Origin of the sequence: Nannocystis pusilla (assembly GCF_026626665.1) — a bacterium.
Taxonomy (GTDB): domain Bacteria; phylum Myxococcota_A; class Polyangia; order Nannocystales; family Nannocystaceae; genus Nannocystis; species Nannocystis pusilla.
On sequence record NZ_JAPNKE010000002.1, the window covers coordinates 1,144,378 to 1,162,265 of the forward strand.

General features: G+C 71.7%; 13 protein-coding genes. 1 reads left to right on the forward strand and 12 read right to left on the reverse strand.

Going from position 1 to position 17,888, the window contains the following annotated elements; genetic code table 11:
- Positions 1–463: 463 nt before the first annotated feature.
- From OV079_RS05110 to OV079_RS05155, 10 genes are all read right to left on the reverse strand, one after another.
- The gene (locus OV079_RS05110; protein ID WP_267766576.1) at positions 464–2,170 is read right to left on the reverse strand and encodes a M28 family peptidase; all 1,707 of its coding nucleotides are present in this window, start codon (positions 2,168–2,170) and stop codon (positions 464–466) included.
- Positions 2,171–2,365: 195 nt separating this feature from the next.
- Positions 2,366–4,075, reverse strand: a complete 1,710-nt coding sequence (locus OV079_RS05115) for an STAS domain-containing protein (protein ID WP_267766577.1) — start codon at positions 4,073–4,075, stop codon at positions 2,366–2,368.
- A gap of 292 nt (positions 4,076–4,367) precedes the next feature.
- A complete protein-coding gene (locus OV079_RS05120) occupies positions 4,368–4,757 on the reverse strand; it encodes an STAS domain-containing protein (RefSeq protein ID WP_267766578.1) in 390 nt (129 codons plus the stop codon).
- A gap of 496 nt (positions 4,758–5,253) precedes the next feature.
- Positions 5,254–6,177 carry a hypothetical protein gene (locus OV079_RS05125; protein WP_267766579.1) on the reverse strand — a complete coding sequence of 308 codons (924 nt, stop codon included), beginning with the start codon at positions 6,175–6,177 and terminating at the stop codon, positions 5,254–5,256.
- Positions 6,178–6,224: 47 nt separating this feature from the next.
- The gene (locus OV079_RS05130) at positions 6,225–7,607 is read right to left on the reverse strand and encodes a DUF1552 domain-containing protein (RefSeq protein WP_267766580.1); all 1,383 of its coding nucleotides are present in this window, start codon (positions 7,605–7,607) and stop codon (positions 6,225–6,227) included.
- A complete protein-coding gene (locus OV079_RS05135; protein ID WP_267766581.1) occupies positions 7,604–9,286 on the reverse strand; it encodes a DUF1592 domain-containing protein in 1,683 nt (560 codons plus the stop codon). The genes OV079_RS05130 and OV079_RS05135 overlap by 4 nt, the downstream gene beginning before the upstream one ends.
- Positions 9,287–9,405: 119 nt before the next feature.
- Positions 9,406–9,738 carry an STAS domain-containing protein gene (locus tag OV079_RS05140; RefSeq protein WP_338088870.1) on the reverse strand — a complete coding sequence of 111 codons (333 nt, stop codon included), beginning with the start codon at positions 9,736–9,738 and terminating at the stop codon, positions 9,406–9,408.
- Between the two features lie 26 nt (positions 9,739–9,764).
- A complete protein-coding gene (locus tag OV079_RS05145) occupies positions 9,765–10,271 on the reverse strand; it encodes a PAS domain-containing protein (protein ID WP_267766583.1) in 507 nt (168 codons plus the stop codon).
- 123 nt (positions 10,272–10,394) lie between these two features.
- Positions 10,395–12,374 (reverse strand): cation:proton antiporter, encoded by a 1,980-nt coding sequence (locus OV079_RS05150; protein ID WP_267766584.1) that lies wholly within the window; start codon positions 12,372–12,374, stop codon positions 10,395–10,397.
- The gene (locus tag OV079_RS05155; RefSeq protein ID WP_267766585.1) at positions 12,308–12,610 is read right to left on the reverse strand and encodes a cation:proton antiporter domain-containing protein; all 303 of its coding nucleotides are present in this window, start codon (positions 12,608–12,610) and stop codon (positions 12,308–12,310) included. The genes OV079_RS05150 and OV079_RS05155 overlap by 67 nt, the downstream gene beginning before the upstream one ends.
- 32 nt (positions 12,611–12,642) lie before the next feature.
- On the opposite strand from OV079_RS05155, the gene OV079_RS05160 reads away from it, so the two are divergent.
- Entirely contained in the window at positions 12,643–14,700 is a 2,058-nt protein-coding gene (locus OV079_RS05160; RefSeq protein ID WP_267766586.1) for a potassium transporter TrkG, read from the forward strand.
- Positions 14,701–14,779: 79 nt separating this feature from the next.
- Here OV079_RS05160 and OV079_RS05165 read toward each other — a convergent pair whose 3' ends face one another.
- Both OV079_RS05165 and OV079_RS05170 read right to left on the reverse strand, forming a co-directional pair.
- Positions 14,780–15,757 (reverse strand): hypothetical protein, encoded by a 978-nt coding sequence (locus tag OV079_RS05165; protein ID WP_267778870.1) that lies wholly within the window; start codon positions 15,755–15,757, stop codon positions 14,780–14,782.
- Between the two features lie 208 nt (positions 15,758–15,965).
- Positions 15,966–17,783 (reverse strand): hypothetical protein, encoded by a 1,818-nt coding sequence (locus OV079_RS05170; protein WP_267766587.1) that lies wholly within the window; start codon positions 17,781–17,783, stop codon positions 15,966–15,968.
- Between the last annotated feature and the right edge of the window lie 105 nt (positions 17,784–17,888).

The window sequence follows — 17,888 nt, forward strand, 5'->3', positions numbered from 1 at the left end:
TGTGACGCCGGGGGTCGTCGGAGGCGTGGGCGAGGAGGCCGGCGGCGGTGCCGGTGGCGACGACGACGTCCGCGTGCGGCGGAACGGCGACGACGGCGTCGAGGGCGCCGAGGCCGGCGAGCGCGTCGGCGATCCGGCACGCGACATCGGGGAGGAGAGCGGCAGGCTCGCGCATTCCGGATGCAACGTAGCACCCGCGGCGGTCGCACTCGCCGCCGGTGTGGAACGGCGCACGCGGGGGCTTCGCCGGCGATCCTCGCGGACGCTGCGGAGGGGGCGCCGCTGCGGACGTTGTCGCGAGGCTGCGCGCGGGCGATCGTCCGCGCGCACGCGTCGACGGCCGCGCTTGCGAGGTCGACTTCGACGCACGCGAGTGCGGGCGTGGTCTGGCGGGCGCGGCGACGGTGCGTCGACTGGCGCGACGGCCGGGCGGGATCGAAGGTCGGCGGCTCAGCCCGGCCGATCAGCGGCTGGCGTCGCAGTGCTCGGGAGGGTGGAGGTCGACGGCCGCGCGCGGGGCGACGGGCGGCGGCTCGTCGGGCAGCGGGGGGTCGTTCATGGCGAAAGTCGCGAGCACGTGCGCGGTGGCGCGGGTGTTCTCGATCAGCGCGTCGCGGCTGTAGTTGTCGCGGTCGTCGCAGGGCGCGTGGTAGCAGGGGTCGTAGGCGACCTCGGCCTCGCCGCCGAACAGCTGGGCCTCGTGGGCGCTCTTGCGGGCCTCGGCGCCGGTGAACAGGCCGCCGGCGGGGATGTCGTGGCGGATGAAGGCCCAATAATCGGAGCGGCCGTCGAACGGGGTCTCGCGGGTGGGCACGTCGAGGGCGGCGAAGTAGTCGGTGAAGGCGATCTCGATCGCGGCCGAGCCGGCGGGACCGGCCTTCTGCCACGCCGAGCCGTCGCCGTCGTAGATGAAGCGGACCGGGTTGGGCGAGGCGATCATGTCGAGGTTGAGGTAGAGCGCGATCGCGGAGCGCTCGCCCGCCGGCAGCGCCTCGACGTGGAAGGTCGAGCCGAGCAAGCCGAGCTCCTCGGCGCCCCAGAAGGCGAAGCGGACCTGATGCCGGAGGTCACAGCGCGGCAGGGCGCCGGCGATGGCGAGCAGCGCGGCGACGCCGGAGCCGTTGTCGTTGACGCCCGGGCCGGCGGGCACCGAGTCGAGGTGCGCGCCGAGCATGACGACGCGGCCGCTGGCGGTCGGCGCGGTCTCGGCGATCACGTTCACGGTCTCGCGCACGACGGCCTCGGCGGCGACGACGACACGCAGCTGCAGGTCGCTCTGCTGCGCGAGCGACTCGCCGAGCGCGTACGGCAGGGCGACCACGGGGATCGTGGTGCGGAGGGCGAGGCGCGGGGTGAACAGGGGCAGGCGCTCGGGGATGTCGCCCTGGTTGAAGTAGACGACCGCGGCGGCGCCGGCCGCGACGGCGTTGGCGACCTTCTGCTGGTGGGTGCAGCCGCCGCGCTGCAGCAGGGCGATGCTGCTGGGGAAGAAGCCGGCGAAGTCCTCGGGCTGGCAGCCGCTGGTCGATTCGTTGCCTGGCCCGAGGGACAGGTCGACCGCGATCACGGGTCCGGCCACGTCGCCGCTGGCCGAGAAGGCGGCGACGCGGAAGTCGACGCCGGCGACGTACTCGGGGGCGGCGACGTCGGGCCGGAGCAGGCGCGGAGGGGTCAGGAGGACGAAGTCGTCGAAGGTGAACGGCTCGCGGCGGACGCTCAGGCCGGCGGCAGTGAGCTGGGCGGCGACGTAATCGGCGGCGGCCGAGAAGCCGTCGCTGCCGGCGGCGCGGGTGTCCGCGTGAGCGCGCGCGAGGTCGGCGAGGGCGAGCAGGTGCTGCTCGGTCGCGGCGACGTCCACGAACTCGGCGAGCGGCGCGGGGCAGCCCGTCGGCGAGGCGTCGTGCGGCGGCGTGCAGGCGGTGGCCGCGGCGAGGGCGAGCGCGGGCGGCCAGGCTCGGCGGATCGGGGGCTCGCGGCGCACGCGAGCACGATACCCGATCCGGCGTCCGCTTCGGCGGCGAGCGGTGGCGCGCGCGTGGACGTCACGCGGTCCCGGCGTCGGCGCGGAGGTGGGGAGGGCCTGCTGGCGCTGCTCCTCGCGGTCGTCGTCGTCCTCGTCGCCGAAGTTGATGAAGATGCAATCGTCGAACGCGAGCGCGGCAATCGCCACTGTTATGAATAGGCCCAAGGACAATTTCGTGGACATCCGCGTCGTCTCCCTTGCGGGGAAAAACCTAGCGGACGGCGGAAGCGCGGCAATGCGTGGCGATGATATTCACCACACCGCCGGCGAGTGGGTCCGACACGCAGACCCGGCCCGCCGGCGGCGCGGGTCGGCGCCGGCGCGGCGTGAAGGGAGAGGCGCCTACGGGGTGGCCTGCTCGCGCCGGACCGCGTAGCCGAGGTCGCGCAGGCAGAAGCGCAGCCCCTCACGCAAGCTGCGGAGGGTGACGACGCCGGGCAGGCCGAGGCCGAGGCCGACGATGATCTGCGCGACCGACGGCTGGATCCCGGTGATCACGCAGCGGGCCCCGAGCAGCTGGACCGCGCGCATGACCCGGAGCAGGTGATCGGCGGTGGCGGTGTCGACGACGTCGACGCCGGTGAGGTCGACGATGGCGAACTTCGCCCCGGTGCGCGCCACCGCGGCGAGCAGGGCCGACTTCATGTCGGCCGCGCGCACGCTGTCGACGAGGCCGACCACCGGCATGGTGACGATGTCGTCCCACACCTGAATGATCGGGGTCGAGACCGCGGCGGTGAGCGCTTCACGGCGGATCTCGCCGAGCCGGAGGTCGGCGGCGTCGGCGGCGTCGGGCGTGGCGATGAGGCGAGCGACGGCGCAGATGGGGTCGCCCGGGGCCTGCGGCGCAGTCGAGGCCCACGCGAGCGGGACGTACGAGCCGTCCTTTCGCCGGTAGCGGTTCTCGAAGCGGACGATGTCGCTGCCGCCGGCGAGGCGCGCGGTGGCGGCGAGGGTGGAGTCGCGATCCGCGGGGTCGACGAAGTCCATGAACGGCGCGCTGCGCAGCTCGTCGAGGGTCCAGCCGAGGACGTCCTCCCACCCGGGGCTGAGGTCGACGAAGTGGCCGCTGCCGCTGTCGGCGGTGCAGAGCAGCTCGGTGCTGAGGTCGAAGAAGCGGCGGTGCAGGTCAAGCATGGCGGCGGGCCCTCCGGGCTCGGCGAGGCAGGCCTTGAGGGCCTCGCGGAGGTTGGCGAAGGTGCGGACGCCGGACAGGTCGACGCCGAGGTCGACGAGCGTCTGCGCGACCGCGGGGACGATGCCGGACAGCACGCCGTGGGCGCCGAGGAGCTGGACGGCGCGGATGATGCGGACGAAGTTGTCGGCGGTGGCGGCGTCGATGGTCTCGACGCCGGTGACGTCGAGGATGGCGAAGCGCGACTTGCTGTCGATGATGCTGGCGAGCAGCTTCTCCATCAATCGGCTGGTCCGCTCGGCGTCGATGGCCCCGACGATCGGGACGGCCAGCACCTCGTCCCATAGTTGGACGATCGGGGTCGAGAGGGCGGCGATGGCGACCCGCTGCTCGGCGATGATGTGCAGCTTGTCCTGCAGCTCCTCGACCATGCGGTCGCGCTCGGTCAGGGCCCGCTCGCGCGTCGCCGCGCTGAGCTTGAGGTCGGCGAGCAGGCGCTGCAGGTCGGCGTGGGTCGCCAGGCCGGCGTCGGCCAGCGCGCCCAGCTCGTCGGCGACGGTGCGCTGCGAGGGCTCGACGACGATCTCGTCCCAGGCGTCGCCGTCGGCGATGAACCGGGTCTGCCGCGGCCAGCAGTTGCAGCCGAACAGCTGCTGGCAAAAGCCGGTGAACTTGCCGGCGACCAGGCCGACGCCCCAGTTGAGCGCGGTGGCCCGCTGGACCGCGCCCTCCCAGCCGTTGTGGACGCGGAAGACGCCGCGCCGGGCCTCGCGGTCGATCGTGACCAGCTCCCAGCGCCCCCACCCCGCCGTATATGCGTACTTGGCGAGCTCGTCGAAGCCGGCCTCGAAGCTGGGGCGGGCGGCGATGATGTCCCAGTCCTCGTCGATGCTGCGCTGGCCCTCGGCGAGCAGCATCAGTGCGAATCGATGCGGTCCGAGGGTGGTCAAAAATCCGACGAGGAGCCGCGCCAGCGACGAATCACGGAAGAAGGCGACGCCGGCGACGCCGCCGATGGTGAAGCTGCCGCGGGCCAGGTCCCAGCGGTATTCGAGGCCGCATACTTCAACGGATTGTGTCTCGGGGGGCGGTGGGGGTGCGTATCCATCAGTCAGGTCTCCTCTATCCGGTAACGGGGGCCCTGGGCCTCGAGGTCGATATCGCGAATGCACGCCTCGACGCCGAGGCGTTCGAGCGCGTCCTCGAGGGTCAGCGCGGTGTGAGCTGGCGGAAATCGATGCCCATGGTCTGAAGAGTGATGGCGATCGCCCCGCTCATCCCGCACAGGACGGTGGGCGTGCCCATCAGGTGGGCGGCGGCGGCCAGGCCGGCGATGACGTGGCAGAGGTGGCTGTCGATCGTCCACATGCCGGTGACGTCGAGGACGAGGCCGGCGGCCGAGCTGTCGCGGATCCGCTGCAGCACGTCGTCCACGAGCGCCGCCGCGACCTCGTCGGTGATGTCGCCCTGCAGCGGGACGACGAGTCGACCCCACAGCTGAATAACCGGTGTTCGGTACTCGAAGTGCGCCCTGTCGTCGTCCATCGTCAGCCCACCGCAATCGTCGGTGTCGGCCGCCGCGCTCGCGAGCGGCCGCACCGGCGAATCATCCAAGCTCCAGTAATTGACAGACGAGCCCGGCTGGCGCAATGGAAATCACCGCTGCAGGCATACGGGCGCCGCGGGGCCTCGGCGCAAAATATACCGCCCGTGCGAGGCGCCGGCCTCACCGAAATGCGCGGTGTTCGCCGAGGCAGAACAATGGACAATCAGCGTATGGCACTGTCAGGACCACGAGTGCCATTCGGCGAATGCTGCAATCGCGACGAACGTTGAGGGTTGGAGGGGGTGGACGGCCGACGGCGCAGCCCCTGGGTTGGGTGCCGGCGGGGCTCAGGCCCGGTCCGATGGCGTCGCGCGACGAGGGCAGGCCGCGCGCGTCCGAGCGGGCCCAGCGGCGCGCGAGCGCGGTCCGGGGGCGCGAGGGGGCGTTGCGAGCCGACGGCCGCGAGGACGCGACGGCGGGGCCCCCTGGCCGCGAGGGGCGGGGGCGCCGAGGGCCCGCGCCGGCGCGCTCAGGCGGCCGCGTGGGCGCTCACGGGCCGGCCCACACGTAGCCGGCGACCGCCTCGTATTGATAGCCGTACATCGCCACCGCGCCGTCCCGCTCGGCCTCGCTGGTCGTATAGAAGTGGTCGCCCGCGCCGTAGAGGCGGAACAGCGGGACCGCGCCGCACTGCGGGTCGGTGGCGATGTGGCCGAGCGGGCCCTCGAGGGTGGCCGCGTTCTCGCAGGTGCCGCTGGTGGTGTAGAAGCGGCGGCCGTTGGGCTTGAGGCAGCGGTAGAACGGCACCACGCCGGCGCCGGCGGCCGAGTACAAATAATAGAAGTTGAGCGACTCGGGCGTGAAATCGCCGGACATCGCCTCGGCGGCGTCGGTCGTGTAGAAGTGGCCGAGCGTCGGGCTCGAGCTGCGGTGGACGCCGACGCGGCAGCCGGGCAGGGCGCCCTCGTCGCACTGGCCGTCGCAGTTGTCGTCGAACAGGTTGCAGGCCTCGGCCTTGTCGGGCTTGCAGACGAGGCCGCACATCTGGCCGGGCGCGAGCGCCTGCTCGCAGCCGTTGTTCGGGTCCTCGTCGCAGTCGAACCAGCCGTCGTCGCACTCGCCGAGGGCGCACTGGCCGACGCTGCACGCCGCGGTGGCCCGCGGGATCACGCAGCTGATGCCGCACTGGCCGCAATTGGCCGGGTCGGTCATGAGGTCGACGCACTGCACGCCGCAGGTGGTCAGTGGGTCGCACACGAGCGGCGGGTCGTCGACGCCGCTGGCGCCGCTGCTGCTGCTCGCGTCGGTGGTGGAGGTCGGCGGGTCGTCGCCGGTGTCGGGCCCGGTCGAGGTAGGGCCGCTCGCGTCGGTGCCGGTCGCGGCGGGCTCGGTCGAAGCGGTGCCGGACCCGTCGTCGCGGCCGCCGTCGGCGCAGGCCGCGAGCGCGAGCAGGAGCCATGTCCCCCGGGACATGATCCGAACGCCAGGGTGCAAGGGACAGGTCCTTCGGGGCATGGCGCTCAGGCCAGGATGCCGGTGAGGTGCTCGGTGGTCTCGCCGCCGTTGAAGCCGTAGCTCGGGGTGTCGATGCCGAGGGCGCGCAGGATGGTGACGTGGACCTTGCACAGGTTGCCGCCCGGCTCGCGGTAGTGGTAGCCGCGGACCAGCTTGCCGCCGGCGCCGCCGGCCAGGACCACCGGCATCTCGGCGGTGCTGTGCTTGTAGCCCTCGCCGTACTCGGACACGCCGTAGACGCAGGCGCGGTCGAGGACGCTGACGCCCATCGGGTCGACGGCGGCGGCGAGGTGGTCGAGCAGGCGGGCGAACGCCAGCATCTGGTACTCGGTGATGCTGCGGACGTACTCCCACTGGCCGTCGTGGCAGACCTGGTGCATCCCGTTCGGCACGCCCAGGTTGTTGAACACGTGGGTGGTCGCCGGCGAGCTCAGCATGAACGAGAACACGCGGGTGAGGCCGCAGTTGAGCGCGGCGGCCAAGAGCCCGGCCATGATGTCGGTGCGGGCGACGACGTCGGCCGAGTCGCCGGGGGCGGCGGGGATGACGTCGCATGTCCCCGAGGACAGGTCGAGGCGGCGCTGGACCTCGCGCAGGTGGTCGAGGTGGGCCTCGAGCCGCTGCTTGTCGGTGCCGCCGAGGCGGCCGCGCAGGCCCTCGGCGTCGGCCATGACGGCGTCGATGAGGGTGACCCGGCGGGTCAGCGCCATCAGGTCGGCCGGCACGTCGAACAGCATCGAGTAGAGCTGCGCGGGGCTGTGGATCGCCGCCACCGGCGAGTCGGGGCCGGTGAACGAGATGGCGTTCCAGTGGCCGTAGTCGTGGAAGCGGGCCTCGCTGACGCCGAGGCACAGCGAACGGAACCGCGACGGCGAGTTGCCGTAGAACTGCTCGTGGCCAGCGACGTACTGGTCGAGCGTCGGCCGCAGACAGGTGAGGGTGTGCGAGGGGTGGTCGAAGCCCTCGGGGCGGATCCGGTCGCCCGTCATCGCCACCATGAAGCCGCGCATGTGGCCGTCGCTCTGGCCGTTGTCGGGCTGCGGGACCTCGGTCTTGGGCTCCAGGCCGGTGGCGACGCTGACCTTGTGGGCGGCGAGCGGGGTGAGCAGCGGCGAGGGCGTGAAGTCGGCGCCGACCGTCGGCGGGGTCCAGACGTCGCCGCCGGGGCTGTTGGCGCCCTGATCGGGGCCGTGCCCGGCGTGCCAGGGGACGCCGTTGGCCCAGTAGAACAGGCCGAAGATCGGGTCGCTGCTCGGATCGGCGGCGCGGGCCTCCTCGGCGAACATCGCCTCGAGCGGCGGCAAGGCGAGGGCCACGGCGGCGCCGCCGATGCCCCCGCGCAGGAGCGTGCGGCGCGAGATGGGCGGTTTGCGGATCAGGAAGCTCATGCGTCGGTCTCCTCGGCCACGGTGCGGAACGCCTCGCTGACGACGAGGTCGAGCAGCAGCTGCTTGAAGCGGTGGTCGGCCTTGATGAAGCGCTGCTCGAGCGCCTCGAGCGCGGGGTTCTCGGACGGCTGCGGCAGGCGGCCGGTGGCGTGGCGGTACAGCTGGTTGACGATGCAGCGACCGACGCGCGGGTCGGTCTTGAGCGCCTCGGCGAGGTCGCGCGCGCCGTCCAGCGGCATGCCGTCGAGGTTGCCGCTGGCGTCGACGGGGTAGCCGTTGTCGAGCGTGCGGTAGCCGCCGACCGAGTCGAAGTGCTCGAACAGGAAGCCGGGCGGGTCGATGATCGAGTGGCAGCCGGCGCACACCGGGTCGCTCTGGTGCTGCTCGAGCTTCTCGCGCACGGTCTGGGCGTCCATGTTCTCGTCGTCGCCGAGGTCGGTGTCGACGTCGCCGGGCGGCGGCGGGATGACCTGGCAGAGGACGCGCTCGCGCACGTACTTGCCGCGGTTGGTCGGCGAGGTGATGGTCTCGTGCGCGTTCATGGTGAGGAAGGCGCCGAGAGTGAGGATGCCGGCGCGCGGGCCGTCCTCGGGCAGCTCGACCGGGACGAAGGTGATCGGCGAGGCGCCCTCGGCGGCGACGTCGTAGAGCGCGGCCAGCTCGGCGTTGACGAAGGTGCGGCGGGTGCTGAACAGCTGGCGGATGTCGCCGTCGTTGCGGTGGATCAGGTCGTCGACCAATAGCTGCACCTCGGTGCGCATCGAGGCGGTCATGGTCGGGCTGAACATCGGCCAGCGCGCAGGATCGCGGCTGACGTGGTCGAGGCGCGCGAGGTCGAGGTACTGGGCGAAGAACTCCTGCAGGGCGACGCGGGCGCGCGGGTCGTCCAGCAGGCGCTCGGCCTCGGCGTTCAGGCCGGCGTCGGTGTAGAGGTCGCCGCGGTCGGCGGCGTCGAGCAGCAGGTCGTCGGGCGGGCCGTTCCACAGCAGGAAGGACAGGCGCGTGGCCATCTCCCAGCCGGTGAAGCGCAGCCGCGTGGGGTCGCCGGGGTCGGGCTCGCCGAGCTCGACGCGGTAGAGGAAGTGCGGCGACTGCAGGATGCCGGCGACCGCGAACTGCAGGCCGCGCCATCCGTCGCCCTCGGCAAGTTGGGTGGCGACGTCGGTCCAGCGCGCCTGCTCGTCCTGGGTGAGCGGCCGGCGATAGGCGCGGCGGCCGAAGCTGCCGATGAAGTTCTGCACGCAGCCGTCGCCGGGCGCGAGCGGGACGCAGCCGACCAGGGCCTCGCGCCGCGCTTGATCGGTGAACACCGCCCGCGACAGGGCGTCGGCGGCCTCTTCGTACTGCTGCACGCCGAGCTCGGAGATGAAAGTGCTCGTCGCGCCGATGTTGTAGAAGAGATACGGGTTGGTGTCGGGCTCGAGCGGCAGGCCGGGGAGGCCGGGGCCGAGCAGGTGCTCGATGGCGTTGCGGTACTGCGTGGCGGTGAGCCGCGGCAGCACGGGCTCGGCCGGCACGAAGGCGTCGGGCGCGTCGCCGCTGTCGCTGTCCGACTCGCCGCCGGTGCCGGTCGGCGCGTCACCGGTCGAGGCGTCGGTGCCGGCGGAGGCGCCGGTGCTGCTCGCGGCCTGGTCGCTGTCCCGGGCGCTGTTGTCGTCGTAACAGGCGCTGCCGAGCAAAATCAGCGCACCGGCGATTCCGAGCCGTGGAAGCCTCACCATACAGCCGGATGTTCTATCACGGATCGCCGCAAGCCCGCGGGCCTGCGCGTGCGGACGCTGCTGTCCGTGAGGACAGGTCAGGGCCGGGGGCGGGGGGCGACCAGATCGGTGTGGGCGTGGCGGATGCCGTCCTGCAGGGTGCCGCGGGTCACGAGCCCCATCAGGTCGGTCCCGAGCGCAGCCAGGGTCGCGGCGACCTCGGGGCGGATCCCGGTCAGGACCACGCGCGCGCCCAGGAGGCCGACGGCCCGGGCCGTGCGGACCAGCGCGTCGGCGACGGCGGCGTCGACGACGGCCACGCCGGTGATGTCGAGGATCACGACCGCCGCGTGGACCCGCTGCACGCCGTCGAGCAGGGTCTGGAGCACGTGCTCGACGCGGCTCCGGTCGAGCCGGCCGACCAGCGGCATGACGACGACCTGGTCGCTGATCGGGATCAGCGGGGTCGAGGCTGGAGCAGCGCAGCCTCGTGGGCGCGCAGCAGCTCTTGCTGGCGCAGGCTGTCCTGCAGCAGCAGCTCGTTGCGCTTGCGCTCGGTGACGTCGCGGCACACGAGCACGACCGCGTCGGCCGACAGCGGCGAGATGTTGGCGGAGAACCACACCTCGCGCTGCTCGAGCGGCATGCTGTAATCCATGCTGACGACGCGCTGGCGATCGAGCGCCTGGCGGATGTGGGCGAGGAAGAAGTCGGCGGTCTCGCCCGGCATGACGTCGTGCATGCGCTTGCCGATGAGGTCGGACGAGGGCCGGTAGAGCAGGTCGGGCGCGGTGTCGCCGATCCGCAGGTAGCGGCCGTCGCGGCTCATGACCAGGACGACGTCGGTCATGGCCCGGAACATGGCCCGCAGCTCGGCCTCGGACGGCCGCAGCACCGCGAGCTCGGCCTCCAGCTCGGCGACGCGTCGGCGCAGCTGCGCGAGCTCGACGGTCGGGTCGTCCACGGGATCGGGCTCGGTCACACCGCGCACTCCGGCATTCCACGAGGATAGCCAGGCGCTGCCTCGATTCGGGATTTTCTTGCAGAGGTCGGCGTTCGGCGGCGCGGGCGCCCGGCGCGGGCCGCGTCAGCCGGCGTAGCTGAGGAACTTCGGGTCGACCGCCGGGCCCTTTTGCAGGATCTCGCTGGCGTGGTCGACGGCCTCGCGCGAGCCGGCGAGGGTGACGACCTCGCCGAGCGCGAGCTTGTGGCGGCTGATCGGCTGCGGGACCTCGGTGCCGTCGGGGCGGTGGATGGTGAGGATGGCGACGCCGGTGCGCAGGCGCAGGTTGAGCTGCGAGATGCTGCGACCGAGGCCGGCGCTGGTCTCGACGATCTGCACCGCGGTCATGCCGGGCAGGCCGGGCAGAATCTCCTCGACGGTGGGCTCGGGCTCGATCACCGCGGGCGAGCCGTGGTGCGACTCGGCGGCGCGGCGGCTCTGGCGTCCGAGCATCTCGACGACGAGCTCGGCGCCGGCGCGGACGTGACCCTGGAGGTTCTTGATGCTGCGCCAGGCGTTGACCGCGAGGGCGATGATGATGAGGGCGAACACCGCGAAGGTGGACCCCGGGGGCACGAACGGCTGGGTGATGGCGACCAGCGGCAGGCCGACGGCGAGGCCGAGCGCGAGCTGGAAGATGACGATGATGAGGTTGCGCGGGGCGGCGCCGAGGTCGGGCCGCGAAGTGCCGTCGCTCGGGCGCTCGGGCATGACGATGCGCGCGAGGATGTTGGCGAGGTTGACGCTCTGGCGGATGACGCCGACGAAGAAGATCGCGGCGACGAGCAGGGTGGCGCCGGTGAACGCGGGCTCGACCAGCCAGGGCGGCAGGGTGAAGCGGCCCTCGAGCGCCTCGATCACGCGCCCGCGGACGAGGCGCGCGCCGGCGAGGCTGGCGATCAGCAGGACCGCGTCGACGCCGAGCAGGATGATGGTGCGACGGATCCGCTGCCAGGTGGAGATCGGGCCGCGGGCGGTCTTGAGCTGCTCGATCCACGCCTCGTAGAAGGTGACGAAGGTCTGCAGGCGCGCGGGCAGGCGGCGATCGACGGCGTCGGCGATCCGCTCGGAGTTGCGGACCATCCACGGGGTGGTGAGCGAGGTGAGCAGCGAGACGGCGACGGCGACCGGATAGATGAAGCTGCCGGTGGCGCCGCGGGCGATGCCGAGGCCGGCGATGATGAACGAGAACTCGCCGATCTGCGCCAGGCTCATGCCGGAGCGCACGGAGTGCTTGACGCCGTTGCCGGTGAGGAAGGCGCCGAGGGCGACGCCGACGGTCTTGCCGACCAGGACGAGGACGGTCAGCACGACCACCGGCAGCCAGTGGGTGACGACGTCCATCGGGTTTATCGAGAGGCCGACGGCGATAAAGAAGATGGCGGCGAAGATGTCGCGCAACGGCTGGACGAGGTGCTCGACCTTGCCGCCCTCGCCCGACTCCGACACCAGCATGCCGGCGAGGAAGGCTCCGAGCGCGACCGAGTAGCCGGCCTCGGTGGCGAGGGTGGCCATGGTGAAGCACACCGCGATGCCGGCGATCAGGGTGGTCTCGCTGCGGCTGACGCGGACGACGCCGCGGATGAAGCGCGGCACGACGAGCAGGCCGATGGCCAGCAGGGCGAGCAGGAAGCCGAGCAGCTTGCCGATCTCGAGCGCGAACTCGCCGGTGGTCAGGCCCTCGCCGGAGGACACGGCGGTGAGCACGGCGAGCAGGAGGATGGCGATGATGTCCTCGAACACGAGGACGCCGAACACGACCTCGGCGAAGCCGCCCTTCAGCTTCTGCTCCTCGAAGGCCTTGGCGACCAGCATGGTCGAGGAGATGCCGACGCAGGCGCCGACGAACAGCGACTCGATCGGGCTGAAGCCGAGCACCCGCGCGGCGACGAAGCCGAGCGAGAGCATGAGCCCGACCTCGACGACCGCGGTGAAGCCGGCGACGGGGCCGATCCGGGCGATCTTGCGCAGGTTGAACTCGAGGCCGATGGTGAACATCAGCAAGATGACGCCGAGCTCGGACAGGCTGTGGGTGAGCTCCGTGCTCGCCTCGCCGCCGAGCACGATCCGGGCACGTGCGGGCCGAGCAGGATGCCGGCGAGCAGGTAACCGAGCACCGGCGGCTGCTTGAGGCGCTGCGAGATCAGGCTCGTGACGGCGGCGGTGCTGAGGACGATGCTCAGATCGCGGATGTGGTCGGCGAAGCCGGCGGCGCTCATGCGACCGCAAGAATAACCCAGGACGCGGCGGACCCGCGGCGGTCCCGCGCCCGCATCCGGCGCCCCGGTGGCGGTGCGCACGGTCGTGGTATGGTCGCAGGCCGGTCGCCCCCATGTCGTCGACGCCGGTCCCGCGCCCGACCCGCCGCCTGCAGGCCGCTCGACTCGTCGGTCTCGCGGCCGTCGGGGTGCTCGGCATGATCGTGACCGACTCGCCGCTCGGTCACTTCGGGGGCTCGAGTCAGGTGACCTTGCTCGGGACGATCTACGCCGCGGTGCTGGTCGCGCTGTCGGGGCTGTTCTCCCTTGCAGCGCTGCAAGGTCGGCGATGGGCGTCCTGGGGTTCGCTCATCCTGCTGTCGCTCAACGTCGGCGCGTTCCTGCCGGCGATGATCCACGACTTCCCGGTCGCCGGGGCGGTCATGCTGTGGAGCGGCGTCCACGTCGCCAACGAGTTCTTCGTCGCCGACGCGCGCGGCCATCGAGCGCGCCGACAAGAGCAGAAGGTGACGCCGGACTTCGTGTGGGTCCAGCGCTACGGGGCGGCGGCGCGGCACATCCTCGCGGTGTCGCTGATCGCCAACCTGTCGATCGTCGGCTTCGAGATCGCAAACTCGCGGGTGGCCGACCTGACGTGCCTGCTGCTCGGGCTCGGGGTGGTGGTGCTGACCGGGCCGTTCATGCTGGCGGTGCTGCGGCAGAAGCCGCGTCACCTGATCTGGCTGGCGCTGCTGCTGCTGGGGGTGCCGTGGGGCACGTCGGCGCTGAACGCCGGGCTGGTGGCGCTGTCGCTGTACCAGATCGTGGTGTTCGCGTTCGTGCTGGCCCGCGGGCCGCTGTTCGACGACCTCGTGCAGAGCTTCCTGCACCGCCCGGCGCTGCTGCTGCTGTCGACGTTCGGCACGATGGCGGCGACGGGCGCGCTGGTGTTGAGCTTCCCGGCGTCGGCCCGCGGCGAGCCGCTGTCGTTCCTCGACGCGCTGTTCACCGCGACCAGCGCGGCCTGCATCACCGGCCTGGCGGTGCTCGACACCGCGACCACGTTCTCGCCGTTCGGCCAGGGCGTGATCCTGATCCTGATCCAGCTCGGCGGCCTCGGGATCATGGTGCTGTCGACGTTCGCGACCATCCTCCTCGGCGGCCGCCTGGCGCTGCGCAGCGAGCAGGCGCTGGAGGAGATCCTCGACATCCAGAGCCCGGGGGCGGCCTACAAGCTGGCGAGCTTCATCGTCGTGGCGACGCTGGCGCTCGAGGCGCTGGGGGCCGGGATCCTGGCGCTGCGGTTCTCGCAGCACGGGATGCCGCTGCTCGACGCGACCTGGTTCGGGGTGTTCCACGCGGTCGGGGCGTTCTGCCACGCCGGCTTCTCGCTGTGGCCCGACTCGCTGATCTCGCAGCAGGAGGACCCGGTGGTGCTCGGCACGATCATGGCGCTGGTGGTGGTCGGCAGCGTCGGCTTCTCGGTGCTGGCGGCGCTGTGGCTGCGCGCGCGCGGGGTCCACCGCCGGTTCTCGCTGCAGACGCGGGTGGTGCTGTGGATGACGCTGGCGCTGATCGTGCTCGGGACGCTGCTGTACGCGCTGCTCGAGTGGGACGCGACGCTGGCCGGGATGTCGACGTTCGACAAGTGGATGAACGCGGCCTTCCAGTCGATCACGCTGCGCTCCGGCGGGTTCAACACGGTCGACTTCACCGGCGTCGAGCAGGCGACGATCGCGGTGATGATGGTGTGGATGTTCATCGGCGCGGCCCCGGGCGGGACCGGCGGCGGGATCAAGGTGACGACCCTGGCGGTGCTGGCGGCGGCGCTCCCGGCCATGCTCTACAACCAACCGCGCGCGGTGCTGATGCGGCGGGCGATCCCCAACGAGATCGTGTACCGCGCGGCGACCATCGTCACCGTCGCCGGCCTCATCACCGCGATCTCGGTGGTGATCATGCTGGCGACCCACAACCTGCCGTTCTCCCACGTGGTGTTCGAGGTGGTCAGCGCGGTCGCGACCGTCGGCCTGTCGCTCGGGATCACCGACGACCTGCACGCGATCGGCAAGTGGGTCCTGATCACGCTGATGTTCATCGGCCGCGTCGGCCCGACGTCGCTGGCGCTGGCCCTCGGGGCCCAGAAGGCCGGGCGGGTGACGTTCCCCGAGGGGCGCCTGATGGTCGGGTAGCAGGCTGTCTGATAAGGCATGTTTGAACGAGCATGTCGGATGGGACATGTGCGTTCGGACATGCACGAAGGGCGCAGGATCACGGCGGGAGGGCGCACAGGCCGGGGCCGCCGGGGACGGGCTCGTCGGCGCCGGGGTGAACGAAGGGGAGGCACTGCTGGCCAGCGCCGGGGCACGCGGGGGGCTGGCCCGGGTCGCAGAACGGGAGGCAGCAGCGCCCGGACTGCTGCGGGTCGCACTCGGCGGCGAGCTCGGCGTCGACGCAGGCGAGGCCGGGGTCGCAGGCGGCCTCGTCGAGACAGGGATCGAACGCCTGGCCCGCGGCGCCCGAGAGGTCGGGCGTGCAGGCGAAGTCCTGGTACGAGGTGGGGATGCAGACCTGGCCCATGGGACAGTCCGCGAGCAGCGGATCGCACTTCGGCAGGCAGAGGGAGAGGTCGCCGTCGTGGCTGACGTGGCAGGCGTCGCCCGCGGGGCACTCGGGCGCCTCCGGCGAGCCGTCGCAGGTGCGCACGCAGGTGCCGACGAGGGTGTCGGGGTCGACGAGGAAGCACATCGAGTCGAGGTCGCAGTCGTCGATGCCGCTGGTCGGGCTGCCCTCGACGGTGCACGGCTCGCCGGGGGCTGCGGGATCGGGGAACAGCGGGGCGCACTTGTGGGCGTCCCACGTGCCGTCGTGATCGGAGTCGTACGCGCTGCACTTGCTGGCGCCGGGGCAGTCCTGGGACCAGATGTCGCACTGGTAGCAGCGGGACTGTCGGACGCCATGGGTGCAGGTGCCGCCGTCGGGGGAGACGATGAAGCCGGCGCCGGTGGACGCTGCGTCGGTGGTCGGGTCGTCGGCGGTGGTAGGGCTGGTCGTCGACGCGGTGGAGGAGGTGCCGGGCTCGCCGCTGGTCGTGACGGGTGCGCCGGTGGTGGTCGCGGTGGTGGTGCCGTCGTTCGTCGTGCCGTCGGTGGTCGTGGCCGGCTGCGGGCCGCAGGCGAGAAGCAGGGCGAGCGCGAGCGGCGACGAGAGGCCGGCGAGGATGGAGGGTGCGCGCGTCGAGGTAGCCATGTCTCGAGGCTAGCGGATTTGTGGTTTGAATTTGTTGTTTTTAATGAAATGTTCGAATGTCAGAAATCCTGGGATGCAGGAGGAGGCCGAATAAACAATGTTCGTGAGGCGCCCGAATTCGCGCCGGCGTCGGGGGGAAGGCCGGCGCTCGCGGGGCGGGCGGATGACTAGCGCTTCGGGGCATGTTCAAAGGGACATGTTCAGAAGTTCAGCGGACGAGCCACGCGTCGCTGTCGGGGTCGTGGGCGACGATCGTGCCGTCCTCGAGCTCGACGCCGGCCGGGTCGCCGGGGTGCAAGGTGAGCTCGGCGAAGGTGGTGTACGAGCCGACGCCCTGCGCGCCGGTGGGGACGCGCTGTTGCAGCTTCGGCCGGCCGGCGACCGGGAAGGTGCCGCGGCTCTGCCACAGGCCGCCGACGAGCGCCTGGACTTGCAAGGCGCTCGGGGCGACGTCGCTGAGGTCCCACCGGGTGGTGGGCGGGAGGTATTCGACGAGGTAAACGATCTCGCCGGGACGCAGCTGGTCGCTCCAGCCCCAGACGTAGGTCTGCTGGCTGCCGGTGAGGCCCTGGCCGGTGCGCTCGTCGACGACCTGCATGCCCCACTTGCCGGACGCCTTGCGGTTCTTGGCGAAGCAGCCGTACCAGGCGTCGGCCTTGGCGTCGGTCCAGGTGGGCGGCTGATAGAGGGCGAACTGCTCGTCGAGGCAGAGGTCGACGGGAGCGTCCATGGCGAAGTAGTTGACGAGCAGGACCTCGTCGCCGTCCATGACGGTGCGGCTGTCGCCGAAGCGGTGGATGCAGCCGTCGACCGCGTCGGCGAGGCGAGCGACGTCGGCGATCGGGTCAGCGGTGTAGACCGGATCGTAGGTCTTGAAGATGGTCGAGGAGAACGAGAAGTAGGTCGACCACGCGAGCTTGCGCGTGGCCGGCTGGCCAGGGCTCGACTCGAGCACCGCGAGGAAGCGGCTGACGTTGCACAGGTCGTCGCCGAAAGTGCCGACAGGGGCGCCTCCGACGACGACGAGCCGCCGCTGGCCGTCGCCGCCGACCACGGCGCTGTGGGTGCCGTAGTTGCGCCCGGAGTGGAACCACTTCGGGCTCTGCGGCTCGCTGGCGGCGGCGACGTCGTACTCGAGGTCGTGGACGAGCGCGAGGGTGGCGGCGGAGACGGTGTGCTGGCGGCGGTGATAGACGAGGTTGATGTCCTCCCAGCCGTCGCCGTCGAGGTCCTGCAAGGTGCCGCCGACCTCGCGGAACTCGCCGGGGGCGAGCAGGGTCGGGATGGCCGAAAAGCCAGGTCCGCAGCCCTCCGCGGGCGGGAGGTCCGGTCGGTAGACGCACAGCCGACCCCAGTTGCCCTGCGGGTTGTCGCCGTCGCCGTACGAGGGGGCGAGGAACGGGTGGCGCAGGCCCTGCGGATCGCGGAGGTCGTCGGTCCAGGCGTTGTCCTGGGCGGCAGGGGCGTCGGCACGGGCGCTGACGGCGGCGGTGGGGAGGGTGACGACGGCCAGCGAAGGCGGGCCCTGGTCGCCGTCGAAGCGACAGTGACGCGCGGTGACCTCGCTGAGGCCGTCACCGTCGTGATCGCCGATCAAGGTGATCCGCGGGGCGCCGAAGAAGTTGCCGTCGCACTGATCGGGGAGCGGGCTGAGGCTGACCTCGAGGACAGGGACGAGGTCGCTCTCGACGCGCAGGCAGGTGAGGTCGGCGGATTGCGAGCATGTCCCGAGAGACAGGTCGGTGTCGGGCTGGCCGTCGCCGTCGAGGTCGTACTGGCGGAGCGAGTCGGGCGGCTCGTCGGTGGTGGAGGTGCTCGAGGTGGTGGAGGTGCTCGAGCCGGTGGTGGTCGGATCGCCGGTGGTGTCGAAGGTGGTGGAGAAGGTCGTCGAGAAGGTGGTGCTGGTGCTCGTACTGGTGCTGGTGCTCGTGTCGAAGCTGGTGCCGATGTCGAGGGTGGCGGTGTCGGGGAAGCCGTCGGCGCAGGCGAGGACGAGGGCGAAGGGGACGGCGAAGGCGAGGCGCACGCAGGGAAAATAGCGTGATCGGCCGGCCTGCCGACAGGCAGGCGGACGCTCACCCTCGCGCGTCCTCGTGGAAAAGGTGCGCGAGTCTCGTCCGCGACGTCCGAC

Excerpts from the sequence above, each read along its gene's own strand:
- OV079_RS05140 (WP_338088870.1), bottom strand. The coding sequence starts at position 9,738 with ATGCCGCTGGTCGGCCGGCTCGACCGGAGCCGCGTCGAGCACGTGCTC.
- OV079_RS05130 (WP_267766580.1), bottom strand. The coding sequence starts at position 7,607 with ATGAGCTTCCTGATCCGCAAACCGCCCATCTCGCGCCGCACGCTCCTG.
- OV079_RS05160 (WP_267766586.1), top strand. The coding sequence starts at position 12,643 with ATGTCGTCGACGCCGGTCCCGCGCCCGACCCGCCGCCTGCAGGCCGCT.
- OV079_RS05165 (WP_267778870.1), bottom strand. The coding sequence starts at position 15,757 with ATGGCTACCTCGACGCGCGCACCCTCCATCCTCGCCGGCCTCTCGTCG.
- OV079_RS05125 (WP_267766579.1), bottom strand. The coding sequence starts at position 6,177 with ATGTCCCGGGGGACATGGCTCCTGCTCGCGCTCGCGGCCTGCGCCGAC.
- OV079_RS05115 (WP_267766577.1), bottom strand. The coding sequence starts at position 4,075 with ATGCTGCTCGCCGAGGGCCAGCGCAGCATCGACGAGGACTGGGACATC.